The 11,636-nt window shown below is 73.7% G+C and carries 11 protein-coding genes and 1 pseudogene; 3 read left to right on the plus strand and 9 right to left on the minus strand.

Translation table 11 applies throughout. The features are described from left to right. The 3 genes and pseudogenes from AB0N63_RS35765 to AB0N63_RS35775 all read right to left on the minus strand — a co-directional run. A partial coding sequence (locus AB0N63_RS35765; RefSeq protein WP_365536162.1) for a radical SAM protein occupies window positions 1–504 on the minus strand: 504 nt, incomplete at its 3' end. Between the two features lie 176 nt (window positions 505–680). Then, a pseudogene (locus tag AB0N63_RS35770) lies at window positions 681–925 on the minus strand (RNA-guided endonuclease TnpB family protein); the annotation flags it as partial. A 66-nt stretch (window positions 926–991) separates the two neighbouring features. Further along, window positions 992–1,840 carry a menaquinone biosynthesis protein gene (locus tag AB0N63_RS35775; protein WP_365536144.1) on the minus strand — a complete coding sequence of 283 codons (849 nt, stop codon included), beginning with the start codon at window positions 1,838–1,840 and terminating at the stop codon, window positions 992–994. Window positions 1,841–2,214: 374 nt separating this feature from the next. Between AB0N63_RS35775 and AB0N63_RS35780 the strand changes: the two genes are divergently transcribed. Then, entirely contained in the window at window positions 2,215–2,418 is a 204-nt protein-coding gene (locus AB0N63_RS35780) for a cold-shock protein (protein WP_004984723.1), read from the plus strand. Between the two features lie 204 nt (window positions 2,419–2,622). On the opposite strand, the gene AB0N63_RS35785 is transcribed toward AB0N63_RS35780, so the two are convergent. Together AB0N63_RS35785 and AB0N63_RS35790 are read right to left on the minus strand one after the other, a co-directional pair. Beyond that, window positions 2,623–4,575 carry an AMP-dependent synthetase/ligase gene (locus AB0N63_RS35785; RefSeq protein WP_365536146.1) on the minus strand — a complete coding sequence of 651 codons (1,953 nt, stop codon included), beginning with the start codon at window positions 4,573–4,575 and terminating at the stop codon, window positions 2,623–2,625. A gap of 446 nt (window positions 4,576–5,021) precedes the next feature. After that, window positions 5,022–6,311 (minus strand): acetyl-CoA C-acetyltransferase, encoded by a 1,290-nt coding sequence (locus AB0N63_RS35790; RefSeq protein ID WP_365536148.1) that lies wholly within the window; start codon window positions 6,309–6,311, stop codon window positions 5,022–5,024. 107 nt (window positions 6,312–6,418) lie between these two features. On the opposite strand from AB0N63_RS35790, the gene AB0N63_RS35795 reads away from it, so the two are divergent. Beyond that, window positions 6,419–7,753 carry a 3-oxoacyl-ACP reductase gene (locus AB0N63_RS35795; RefSeq protein WP_365536150.1) on the plus strand — a complete coding sequence of 445 codons (1,335 nt, stop codon included), beginning with the start codon at window positions 6,419–6,421 and terminating at the stop codon, window positions 7,751–7,753. 207 nt (window positions 7,754–7,960) lie between these two features. Further along, a complete protein-coding gene (locus AB0N63_RS35800; RefSeq protein ID WP_365536164.1) occupies window positions 7,961–8,866 on the plus strand; it encodes a MaoC/PaaZ C-terminal domain-containing protein in 906 nt (301 codons plus the stop codon). Here the strand turns inward: AB0N63_RS35800 and AB0N63_RS35805 are convergent. The 4 genes from AB0N63_RS35805 to AB0N63_RS35820 form a co-directional block, all read right to left on the minus strand. Continuing rightward, complete coding sequence (locus AB0N63_RS35805) at window positions 8,859–9,542, minus strand: TetR/AcrR family transcriptional regulator (RefSeq protein WP_365536152.1); 684 nt, start codon at window positions 9,540–9,542, stop codon at window positions 8,859–8,861. The genes AB0N63_RS35800 and AB0N63_RS35805 overlap by 8 nt on opposite strands. Before the next feature lie 169 nt (window positions 9,543–9,711). After that, window positions 9,712–10,011, minus strand: a complete 300-nt coding sequence (locus tag AB0N63_RS35810) for a DUF4229 domain-containing protein (protein ID WP_365536155.1) — start codon at window positions 10,009–10,011, stop codon at window positions 9,712–9,714. Window positions 10,012–10,112: 101 nt separating this feature from the next. After that, window positions 10,113–10,637: a GNAT family N-acetyltransferase gene (locus tag AB0N63_RS35815; protein ID WP_365536157.1), complete on the minus strand. Its 525-nt coding sequence runs from the start codon at window positions 10,635–10,637 to the stop codon at window positions 10,113–10,115. Window positions 10,638–10,720: 83 nt separating this feature from the next. Next, a complete protein-coding gene (locus AB0N63_RS35820) occupies window positions 10,721–11,371 on the minus strand; it encodes a UdgX family uracil-DNA binding protein (protein ID WP_365536159.1) in 651 nt (216 codons plus the stop codon). Between the last annotated feature and the right edge of the window lie 265 nt (window positions 11,372–11,636).

Consider the following 11,636-nt stretch of genomic DNA (forward strand, 5'->3'; position numbering starts at 1 on the left):
CTCCACCGACACCTTCGAGATCCGCGCCATGTGCTCGACCTCGGACGCGCCCAGGGAATGGATCACCAGCTGCGGGAACGCGTCCTTGATGGCCCGGAAGTGCTTCTCGTAGTACTCGACGCCGTAGTCCGGATGGTGCCCGCCCTGGAACATGATCTGCGTCCCGCCCAGCTCCACCGTCTCCGCACAGCGGCGCAGGATGTCGTCCAGGTCCCGGGTCCAGCCCTTGTCCGTGTCCTTCGGAGCGGCGTAGAACGCGCAGAACCGGCACGCCGTCACACACACGTTCGTGTAGTTGATGTTCCGCTCGATGATGTACGTCGCGATGTGCTCCGTGCCCGCGTACATACGGCGGCGCACCGCGTCCGCCGCCGCGCCCAGCGCGTGCAGCGGCGCGTCACGGTAGAGCACGAGCGCTTCCTCGGGAGTGATACGCCCGCCGGCGGCGGCACGTTCGAGGACGGCTGTGACATCAACAGACGTGAGGTCGGCCTTCTCGGTCACCGGCGTCCCCTTCGCGAGGTTCGTCAAGGTCATGAACGGACGAACCCAGGCTACGCCAGGGCTCCGGAGCGACCGACTCCCGGTCAGTCCACCCGGGTCGGGCGCGCCCTGGGGTTGCCCGCCTCGGGGTCCCGGGAGTTGGCTGCTCCCCTCCCTGAAGGGAGGGGATTCCTGGCTCAGGCCGCCTCGCGGAGCGGCGCTCCGGAAGGTCTTGCGCCCTCGGCACCAGCCGGGTCCGGAGCGGCCCGGACGAGCGTCACAAGCCCGGAGTCCTTGTCCCTCGGAGAGACCGCTCGCACGCGGTGCGGGTGGAGGTGCGTTCGGACAGCGGCAGGGCGTGCTTGGTCCTCGCTCCGCACCTGCCGCAGTCCGTCGTGATGTGCGCGGGATGCACCAGACGTGCGCCCCGACGGTGTTCGCGGTCCCCGGCAGGGCGGTGACGCCCCGCTCCAGCAGGGCAGTGCCGCACGCTTCGCCGGGGTCCTCCCTACGGCCGCAGCAGCTCGACCTTCACGTCCGCCGGGAAGCCGGTCGTGGGGCCGACGCGGCGGGCGAACTCCGCGACCGCGGCGAGCTGCGGGCCGCCGAAGCTGAAGTCGAGCGTCGTGAAGTACTTCTCCAGGACCTGTTCGTCGAAGGCCTCCCAGCGGGCGGCCTGCTCGGCGACCTTGGTGACCTCCTCCAGGGACAGGTCGCGGGAGGCGAGGAACGCCTCGTGCACCCGGCGCGTGATGAGGGGCTCGCGCTCCACGTAGTCGCGGCGCGCCGCCCACACCGCGAAGACGAACGGCAGTCCGGTCCACTCCTTCCACAGCTGTCCGAGGTCGTGGACCTCCAGGCCGTAGCGGGGGCCGTCGTGGAGGTTGGCGCGCAGGGCCGCGTCCCCGATCAGGACCGCGGCCTCCGCCTCGCGCATCATCAGGCCGAGGTCGGGCGGGCAGGTGTAGTAGTCGGGGGTCACGCCGTAGCGCTCGGCGAGCAGGAGCTGGGCGAGGCGGACGGAGGTGCGGGAGGTCGAGCCGAGGGCGACCCGGGCTCCGTCGAGCCGGTCCAGCGGGACCTGGGAGACGATCACGCACGACATGACCGGACCGTCGCAGCCCACGGCGATGTCGGGGAAGGCGACCAGGTCGTCGGCGTTCTTCAGGAACTCGACGAGGGTGACCGGACCGATGTCGAGATCGCCCCGCACGATCTGCTCGCTGAGCTTTTCCGGGGTGTCCTTGGTCAGCTCCAGATTGAGCAGCGTGCCGGTTCTCGCGAGCCCCCAGTAGAGGGGCAGGCAGTTGAGGAACTGGATGTGGCCGACGCGCGGCCGGGTGCGAGAATTGTCCACATCGCGAGACTAGACCCCGGCCCGGCGGCCCCGGCCGCCGACCCCGTCGGCCACCGTGCTCGTACCCCAGTACTACGCGGCGCTCACCCGTTCGGCCGCCCGGTCCCCCCACCTCTTCTGATCGCACTCCGTGACGCTCTCACCAGAGCGTTCAAACATCCGGGTGACGTGATCTTGACCTCTATTGCGTTCCGGGGGCCGCATGCTAGGGTCTTCAGCAAGTTGCAGTTTTGGTTTCCCTTGCAGTACAGAGCCTGCGGAGCATGTAACCGCGGGCTCTGGTCGTTTTCAGACGTATGCAGTATGTGCGGCGATCTCGTTTTCACATTTGCAGGTTCTGGAGCAGGGCGACCCTTTGAGCCCAAGGAGGGCTTATGGCTACCGGAACCGTGAAGTGGTTCAACGCCGAAAAGGGCTTTGGCTTCATTGCCCAGGAAGGCGGAGGCCCCGACGTCTTCGTCCACTACTCCGCGATCAACGCCACCGGTTTCCGCTCTCTCGAAGAGAACCAGCAGGTGTCCTTCGACGTGACCCAGGGTCCGAAGGGCCCGCAGGCGGAGAACGTCACCCCGGTCTGAGCGTCCCGCGCGCAGTAACGGATCTGATTGCAGTACCCAAGGAGCCCCGCGCCGCAAGGCGACCGGGGCTCCTGCCCTTTTGCCCCCGGACGCCTTCGTCCGGGGGCGTCGGGCGTCCTGGACCTGGGGCGCCGGGCGTCTTCGCCCTGGGGCGTCGGGCGTCCTTGTCCGCGGGCGCCGGCTGTCCGCCGCTCGGCCGCCGCGCTATCTCTCGTACAGCCCTTCGATCTCCCGTGCGAAGTCCCGCAGGACCGCCGCGCGGCGCAGCTTCATCGACGGGGTCAGATGGCCCGCCTGCTCGGTGAAATCCACCGGAAGAACGGCGAAACGGCGGATGGACTCGGGACGGGAGACCAGCTTGTTCGCCTCGTCCACCGCCCGCTGGAGGACGGCCCGCAGTTCGGGGTCGTCGGTGAGGAGTTCCGGCGGCACCGGGTGCTTGCCGTTCATCCGCCGCCAGTGCGTGATGCCGTCCACGTCCAGGGTGACGAGGGCGCTGACGTAGGGGCGGCCGTCGCCGAGCACCAGGCACTGGGAGATCAGCGGGTGCTGGCGCAGCCAGTTCTCCAGCGGGGCCGGGGCCACGTTCTTGCCGCCCGCGGTGATCAGGATCTCCTTCTTCCGGCCGGTGATCGTCAGATAGCCCTCGTCGTCCAGCCGGCCGATGTCCCCGGTCGGGAACCAGCCCTCGTGGGTCGCCGGCACCACCCCGCCCGCGTGCGGGTCCCAGTAGCCGCGGAACACCTGACCGCCGCTCAGCAGCACCTCCCCGTCGGCGGCGATCCGCACCCGGGTGCCCGGCAGCGGCCAGCCGACCGTACCGAGGCGCGGGCGGTGCGGGGGCGTCACGGTCGCCGCGCCGGTGGACTCGGTCAGGCCGTAGCCCTCGTAGACCGCGATGCCCGCGCCCGCGTAGAAGGCGGCCACGCGGCGGCCCAGCGGGGAGCCGCCGCAGATCACGTGGCGCAGCCGGCCGCCGAGGGCCGAGCGGATACGCCGGTACACCAGCGGGTCGTACAGGGCGCGGGCCGCCTTCAGGGCCGCGCCGGGGCCGGGGCCCGCGCCGCGCTGGCGGGCCTCGACGGCCTCGCCATAGCGGCGGGCGGTGTCGGCCGCGCGGTCGAAGGAGGACGCCCGGCCGCCGCGCTCGGCCGTCGCCCGGGCGTTGTTGTAGATCTTCTCCAGCATGTACGGGATGGCCAGCAGGAACGTCGGCCGGAAGCTCGCCATGTCCGCGAGCAGGTCCTCCGCCGCGAGGCTCGGCGCGTGGCCGAGGCGCACTCCGGCGCGGACGCAGGCGATCGCCACCATGCGGCCGAAGACGTGGGACAGGGGGAGGAAGAGGAGGGTGGCCGGCTCCTCGCCGCCGTCGCCCCTGAAGACCGGGGCGAGGAGTTCGACGGCGTTGTCGACCTCGGCCAGGAAGTTGCCGTGGGTCAGCGCGCAGCCCTTGGGGCGGCCGGTGGTGCCCGAGGTGTAGACCAGGGTGGCCAGGGTGTCGGGGCCGAGGACGCCCCGGCGCACCTCGACCTCCTGGTCCGGGACCGGCGCGCCGCGCTCCGCCACGTGGTCCAGGTGCCCGCTGTCGAGGACCCACAGGTGCCGCAGGTCCGGCAGCCGGTCGCGCTCCGGGCCGACGGACGCCGCCTGCCCGGCGGTCTCGGTCACCAGGGCGACCGCGCCGGAGTCCTGGAGGATCCAGCGGATCTGGAAGAGGGAGGAGGTCGGGTAGACGGGGACGGTGACCAGTCCGGCCGCCCAGGCGGCGAAGTCCAGCAGCGTCCACTCGTACGTCGTGCGCGCCATCACCGCGATCCGGTCGCCCGGCGTCAGCCCCTCCGCGATCAGCCCCTTGGCCAGGGCGAGCACCTGCGCGGCGAACTCCTCGGCGGTCACGTCCGTCCACCGGCCGCGGGGGGCGCGGCGGCTCAGGACGCGGCGGGCGGGGTCGGCGGCCGCGTTCTCGAACGGCAGGTCGGCCAGGGAGCCGTGGGTCACGCGGGCCACCAGCGGCGGCACGTACGCCTCGCGCACCTCGCCGTTCATCCGCCGGGTCTGCGGCGCGGCGGGGCCGAGGCCCACGGCGAACTCGTGCGCCTGTTCCGGATCGGAGGGCGGTGGCACGGCGGGGGTGGCGGACGAGTACGAGATGGGCATGGCAACTCCTGGGGCCTGCGGCGGTTCAGCGGCGCGCTGCGCTGCCGCCTCGGGTACGCGTGGCGCGTACCGGTCGTTCACCGGGGGTGGTGCGCGGCTGTGGGCGCCTGGGGCTCATGGCCCGGGGCCTGAGGCCCGGGCCGCGCTCGGGCCTTGGGGCCTTGAGGCCTTGGGGCCTGGGCTTGGGCCCCCGGGCCCAGGGCTTGAGCCCGGGCCCAGGGCTTGGGCCCGGGCTCAGGCTCGGGGTGGGGCTTGGCGCCTTGGGTTACCGCCGGTTGCAACCGGGATCGTACGACTCGCTCGTGAGGGGTTCGTGCTGGTCCGGGGCGGGACGAGAGGTGGTCCGGGGCCGGGTGTGTGCAGCCTTGGGGCGTCCGGTCCGGGGGCTGTGGGCCGTGCTCTCCAGAGGCGTCCGGTCCGGGGACGCCCCTCGGGTCGCCCCGCCCTCAGGGGCGTTCCAGGATCGCCGTCACGCCCTGGCCGCCCGCCGCGCAGACCGAGATCAGCCCGCGGCCGGGGCCGCCGCGTTCGGCGAGGAGCTTGGCCAGGGTGGCCACGATGCGGGCCCCGGTCGCCGCGAAGGGGTGGCCGGTGGCGAGCGAGGAACCGGCGACGTTGAGCCGGTCCCGGTCCACCGGCGTCAGGCCCCGCTTGTCCCAGGCGGCCAGGGTGGCCAGCACCTGGGAGGCGAACGCCTCGTGGATCTCGACCAGATCGAAGTCCCCGATGCCGAGCCCGGCGCGCTCCAGCATGCGCGGCACCGCGTACGCGGGCGCCATCAGCAGCCCGTCCTCGCCGTCCGCCACGTCCCCGTGCACGAAGTCCACGGCCGCCGTCTCGTACGCCGTCAGATACGCCAGCGGTTCCAGGCCGTGGGCCTCGGCCCACTCCTCGGAGGCCAGCAGCACGGTCGCCGCGCCGTCCGTCAGGGGCGTGGAGTTGCCCGCCGTCATCGTCGGCTCCGGCCCGTCCAGGCCGAACACCGGCTTCAGCCCGGCGAGTTTGCCGGGCGTCGAGTCGGGGCGGAGGTTCTGGTCGCGGGCGAGGCCGCGGAACGGGACGACCAGGTCGTCGAAGAAGCCCCGGTCGTAGGCCGCCGCGAGCCGCTGGTGGCTGGTGGCGGCGAGGACGTCCTGCGCCTCGCGGCCGATGCCCCAGGCGCGGGCGGTCACGGCCGCGTGCTCGCCCATCGACAGACCGGTGCGCGGCTCGGCGTTGCGCGGGATGTCCGGGACGAGATGGCCGGGGCGCACCTTCGCCAGCGCCCGGAGCCGGGCGCCGGCGGACCTGGCGCGACGGGCTTCCAGGAGGATGCGGCGCAGCGTGTCGTTCACGCCGAGCGGCGCGTCGCTCGCGGTGTCCGCGCCGCCCGCGACCGCGGACTCGGTCTGCCCGAGCGCGATCTTGTTGGCGGCGGCGATCACCGCCTGGAGACCGGTGCCGCAGGCCTGCTGGATGTCGTAGGCGGGCGTGCGCGGGTCCAGCTTCGAGCCGAGCACGGTCTCGCGGGCGAGGTTGAAGTCGCGGCTGTGCTTGAGGACCGCGCCGGCGACGAACTCGCCCACGGCGCCCGGTGCGCTCAGGTCGTACCGCTCGACCAGGCCGTCCAGGGCGGCGGTCAGCATCTGCTGGTCGGAGGCGGTGGCGTAGGGGCCGTCGGAGCGGGCGAAGGGGATGCGCGCGCCGCCGACGACCGCCACCCGGCGGACGGTCCGCACCGGTTCCAGGGGACTCATCTCGACCTGCTCCTCTTCCGTCACGTAGGCTTACCGCCGGTAACATTACTTCAGAGTCAGCAGATGTGTACCGGCGTGAACCGATGTGGACCTGTGGGAGACAGCACATGGCCGACCGCTATCTGAGCTTCACCGGCACCGGGCCCGGCCGCTTCCTGTCCCGCCGCCTCGGACTGCCCCAGCCCGCGGCACTGCGCCGCTGGTCACCGGAGCGGCCCTCGCTCGACGGGCCGCTGCTGCGCGTGACGGCGGGGAAGTCGGGACTGGATCTCGCACCTGTGCTGGCCCGTACGGGACTTGAGGTGGTCGAGGCGGTACCGGCGGGCGGTGCGGCCGCCGGGGCTGCCGGGGTCGCCGCCGTGGTGCTCGACGCCAGCGGGGTGCGGGACGTGAACGGGCTCGGGGAGGTGCACGCCGCGCTGCATCCGGTGGTGCGGTCGGTCGCGGCGAGCGGACGCGTGCTGGTGCTGGGCGCGCCGCTCGACGCCGGTGACCATCACCAGGCCGCCGCGCAGCAGGCGTTGGAGGGCTTCGCGCGCTCGCTCGGCAAGGAGATCGGCCGGGGCAGGACGGTGAACCTGGTCCGGCTCGCCGACGCCTCCGCCGCCGAGTCCACCCTCCGCTTCCTGCTCTCCCCCCGGTCCGCCTACGTCAGCGGCCAGGTGATCCAGGTCGGCGCGGACGCGCCCACCGCGCCCGGCGACTGGGACCGCCCCCTGGCGGGCCGCACCGCGCTGGTCACCGGCGGGGCGCGCGGCATCGGCGAGGCGGTCGCGGAGACCCTGGCCCGCGACGGCGCCCATGTCGTCGTGCTGGACGTGCCGGCGGCCGAGGCGGACGCCCGCCGGGTCGCCGAGCGCCTCGGCGGCACCGCCCTCCCCCTCGACATCACGGCCGCGGACGCGGGCGAGCGGATCGCCGCCGCGCTGCCCGACGGGCTGGACGTGCTGATCCACAACGCGGGGATCACCCGTGACCGACGGCTGGTCAACATGCCCGCCGAGCGCTGGAGTCCGGTGCTGGAGGTGAACCTGGCGAGCGTGCTGCGCACCACCGACGCGCTCCTCGCCTCCGGTGCGCTGCGGCACGGCGGCCGGATCGTGGCCACCGCATCCATCGCGGGCCTGGCGGGCAACGCCGGGCAGACCAACTACGGCGCGAGCAAGGCGGGCGTCGCCGGAATGGTCCGCGCCCTCGCGCCCCGGGCGCTGGCCGAGCACGGGGTGACGGTCAACGCGGTCGCGCCCGGGTTCATCGAGACGAAGATGACGGCAGCGGTGCCGTTGTTCATCCGCGAGGCGGGGCGGCGGATGAACTCGCTCGCGCAGGGCGGCCTGCCCGTGGACGTCGCCGAGACGACGGCCTGGCTCGCGCATCCCGCCTCCGGTGCGGTCAACGGCCAGGTGGTCCGCGTGTGCGGCCAGAGCCTGTTGGGGGCGTGAGGGATGACGGGGACTGATTCCTCCGGGGAATCCGCGGGGTCCGGTTCGGCGGGTGCCGGTGCGTCCGGTGCGGCGGCTGCCGGCGGTGCGGCCGACTCCAGCCCGTCCAGTGCGGCGGCTGCCGGCGGTGCGGCCGACTCCGGTGCGGCGGCTGCCGGCGGTGCGGCCGACTCCGGTGCGTCCGGTGCGGCGGTGTCCGGCAGTCCGGTGCACTCCGGCGCGGCGGGGGCCGGCGGCGAGGCGAGCGCCGGTGCGCCCGCCGCCGTGCTGTCGCGCTCCCCCGCGCTCGGGCCGCTGCTGGTGCGGGGTGCGCTGCGCTCGCCCTTCAAGCGGCCCCACCCGCGCGCCCCGTATCCGCGCACCCGGCTCACGCTGCCGTCCCTGCGCGTCGATCCCGAGCGGCTGGCCGCCTACGAGCGCGTGTGCGGCTTCCCGGCCGGGGCGGGCGTACTGCCGGTCACCTATCCGCACCTCCTCGGCTTTCCGCTGGCCATGCGGCTGATGAGCCGCGCCGACTTCCCGCTGCCGCTGCTCGGGCTCGTCCACACCTCGATCGACGTCACCCGGCACACCGCGCTGCCCGCGACCGGGGCGTACGACCTCACCGTGCACATCGCCGGGTTGACGCCGCACCGGCGGGGCACGGAGGCCGTCGTCGTCACCGAACTGCGCGAGGGCGGCGCGGTGGTGTGGGCGTCCACGAGCACCTACCTCGCCCGCCACCGCACCGACGGCACCGCGTCCGGTCCGGCCGGGTCCGCCGACGAGCGGCGCGAGTCGCTGCCCGAGGTGGACCGGTGGCGGCTGGCCGGGGACCTCGGACGCCGGTACGGCGCGGCCTCCGGGGACCGCAACCCGATCCATCTGCACCCGCTGAGCGCCCGCCTGTTCGGGTTCCCCCGGGCCATCGCGCACGGCATGTGGACGGTCGCCCGCTGCCTCGCCGCCCACGGCACCCCGGACGCGGCGCTGGTCCGGGCGGCGTTCCGGGCGCCCGTCCTGCTGCCCGGCGAGGTCGTCTACGCCGCCGACGCCATCGGCCGCTTCGAACTCCGCGCGCCGGACGGCCGCCGTACCCATCTGACGGGCGAGGTGCTGCCGCTCCTCACCTGAGCGGCGCGGACGGCGACTGGGCCTGCCGGTCCTCCGCCGCGGGCGGCGTCCAGGGGCGGCCCTCCATCAGGTCGCCCAGGCCCGCCCAGGCGAAGTTCATCAGGGTGGCCGCCGCCTGCCGGGCGGTGACGCCCTCGGTGGCGTTGGCCCAGTCGGCCAGGGACTCGGCCGCACCGACCAGTGCCTCGGCGAGTCCGGCGGCCTCACGCTCGGACAGGCCGGGGTCGCGGTGCGCGTCCCGGGCGGCCTCCGTGATCAGCAGCGTCACGAACGCGACGAGTTCCTTGCGCACCGCGGCGATCTCGGACGCGAACGGCTCGCCGTGCGTACGGGCCTGGACGTGCAGGACCGCCCAGCCGTCCGGATGGCGCGCGGTGTGCGTGAAGAACGCCCGCAGCCCCTCCCACAGCCGGCGGTCGGCCGGCAGACCGGGGCGCACTCCGGCGCGCACGGCCTCCGTCAGCGCCGCCGCCTCCCGACGGATACAGGCGCTGAACAGGTCTTCCTTGGAGTTCAGGTACAGATAGACCAACGGTTTGGAGACGCCCGCCAGTTCGGCGATCTCGTCCATCGACGCGGTCATGTAGCCGCGCCGGCCGAAGATCTGCACGGCGGCGTCCAGCATCTGCTGTTCACGGACCGCCCGCGGCATCCGCCTGGTCTTCACGGCACCCATGCCCGCAAGCCTACGGTCGGCGACGCCGCGTACACCGTCGCCGACCGGCCGATTACGGACGCGGTGGCCGGATCACGGCGTCGGCCAGGGGCGTCCTGGCCGGAACGCGGTGCCCATCCCGGCCGCCGTGGCCGGATCGTCGCGTCGGGCCCCGTCGCGCCTCGCCGCGTCAGGACGCCTGGGTCTCCGCGCGGGCCCGGTCGTCGGCCAGGTCCTCGACGCCGGCGTTGGCCTCCATGTTCGCCTTCATCCGGTCCACCCGCGCGGCGACCTGGATCGACGCCCGGTCGCGCTCCTTGCGCAGGACGACGAAGCTGATCGGGGCCGAGATCACCAGCGCCAGCAGCGGGATCCACAGGCTGTTGGAGCCGTTGCGTCCGCTCGGCACCATTCCGGAGTAGACCAGGCCCCAGACGACCACCAGGCAGGCCACGAAGATTCCGAGGCGCATCAGCGTGTAGCGGAGCATCTCAATCCACTCTTCCGTTCCGAAGGAGGCCAAAGGGGCACCGTCCAGTGAAGCACGACCACGGGGCGTTCCCGCACGGGGGTGCCAAGCCGGACAAATGCTCAGGTCAGCGGCAGCAGCATGAACACGTCGTCGCGGTCGTCGCCGGGCGCCACCCGGATCGCGCCGGGCACCCGGCCGACCTCCTTGTAGCCGCAGGACTCGTAGAACCGCTCCAGGCCGAGCCCGCCCCGGCAGGTGAGCCGGATCGCCTCGATGCCGTCGAGGCCGCGCGCCGCGTCGGCCGCCGCCGCGAGCAGGTCACGGCCGTACCCCTTGCCCTGGTGGCGCGGGTGCACCATCACCGTGTAGAGCCACAGCCAGTGGGTCATCAGCCGGTGCGTGTTGAAGGTGAGGAACGCCGTAGCCGCGACCCGGCCCTCCTCGTCGTGGCCGACCAGCAGCCTGACCCGGCCCTCGGCCATCGCCACGAAGTGCTTCACCAACTCGGCGCGGATCTCCTCCCGCGGGGCGGGCGCCACGAAGCCGACCGCTCCGCCCGCGTCCGTGACGTCCGTCCAGAGGTCGAGGATGCCGTCGCGCAGGGCGCGGTCGACGGAGGGGTCCAGGGTGAAGGTAAGGGGCATGGTCGTATCGTACCTATTACCCGGTGGGCGTCGGCAAGGGTGTCCCGGCGGTGGGCGGCGGCTCCGACGGCCAGGGCGATCCCCTACGCCAGCGCCCGGGCCGCGACCTCCAGGTCCGACACCAGCCCCCGGTAGGCGCCCTCCCGGTCCTCCGCGCGCAGCACGGACGAGGGGTGGACCGTGGGCACCAGCCGCTCGGGGCGGCCGTGGATCTCGTGCTCCAGTACCGTCCCGCGCACCTCGGTCACCCGGAACGAGGACCCCAGCAGCGCCTTCCCCGCCGTCGCGCCGAGCACCACGACCAGCTCGGGCTCGACCACCGCCAGTTCGGCCGCCAGCCAGGGGCCGCACGCCGTCATCTCACGCAGCGTGGGCGCCTTGTGGATACGGCGCTTGCGGGGCTCGGCACGGGTGAACTTGAAGTGCTTGACCGCGTTGGTGACGTACGCCTCGCCCGGGTCGATGCCGGCCTCGGCGAGCGCCCGGTCCAGCAGCTTGCCGGCCGGGCCGACGAACGGCATGCCCTGCCGGTCCTCCTGGTCGCCGGGCTGCTCGCCGACGAGCATCACGCGGGCGGTGGTGTCGCCCGCGCCGAACACCGTCCGCGTGGCGTCCCGGTGCAACGGGCAGCCCCGGCAGCCGTCCGCCGCCTCGCGCAGGGCGGCGAGGTCGGCGTGGGCCGGGACGAAGGGCTCCGCCGTGTAGGCGTCCTCGGGGGCACGGGCCGCGGGCATGCGGCCCGGGTACCCACCGTGGGGGCCGGGACCCGTGCCGGGGGCGGGGCCCGTGCCGGGGGCGGGGGGTCGCGTGCCGGGTGCGGGTGCGTGCGGGGTCGCTAGCGCGGTTCCCCGCATCCCTTCGGGGCGCGTCCCCCGACGGGCACGGCAGGAGACGCGCGGACTCCTCAGACCCGCATCGGCTGCGGGGACTCGCGGCGGGACGGGTCCGGGCCCTCGTACTCGCGGATGATCTCGTAGCGCGTGTTCCGCTCCACCGGAC

This window comes from Streptomyces sp. NPDC093260, assembly GCF_040683715.1.
Classification (GTDB): Bacteria; Actinomycetota; Actinomycetes; order Streptomycetales; family Streptomycetaceae; genus Streptomyces; species Streptomyces sennicomposti.

Coding starts and splice junctions, on each gene's coding strand:
- AB0N63_RS35780 (WP_004984723.1), top strand. CDS start 2,215: ATGGCTACCGGAACCGTGAAGTGGTTCAACGCCGAAAAGGGCTTTGGC.
- AB0N63_RS35785 (WP_365536146.1), bottom strand. CDS start 4,575: ATGCCCATCTCGTACTCGTCCGCCACCCCCGCCGTGCCACCGCCCTCC.
- AB0N63_RS35790 (WP_365536148.1), bottom strand. CDS start 6,311: ATGAGTCCCCTGGAACCGGTGCGGACCGTCCGCCGGGTGGCGGTCGTC.
- AB0N63_RS35795 (WP_365536150.1), top strand. CDS start 6,419: ATGGCCGACCGCTATCTGAGCTTCACCGGCACCGGGCCCGGCCGCTTC.
- AB0N63_RS35805 (WP_365536152.1), bottom strand. CDS start 9,542: ATGGGTGCCGTGAAGACCAGGCGGATGCCGCGGGCGGTCCGTGAACAG.
- AB0N63_RS35810 (WP_365536155.1), bottom strand. CDS start 10,011: ATGCTCCGCTACACGCTGATGCGCCTCGGAATCTTCGTGGCCTGCCTG.
- AB0N63_RS35815 (WP_365536157.1), bottom strand. CDS start 10,637: ATGCCCCTTACCTTCACCCTGGACCCCTCCGTCGACCGCGCCCTGCGC.
- AB0N63_RS35820 (WP_365536159.1), bottom strand. CDS start 11,371: ATGCCCGCGGCCCGTGCCCCCGAGGACGCCTACACGGCGGAGCCCTTC.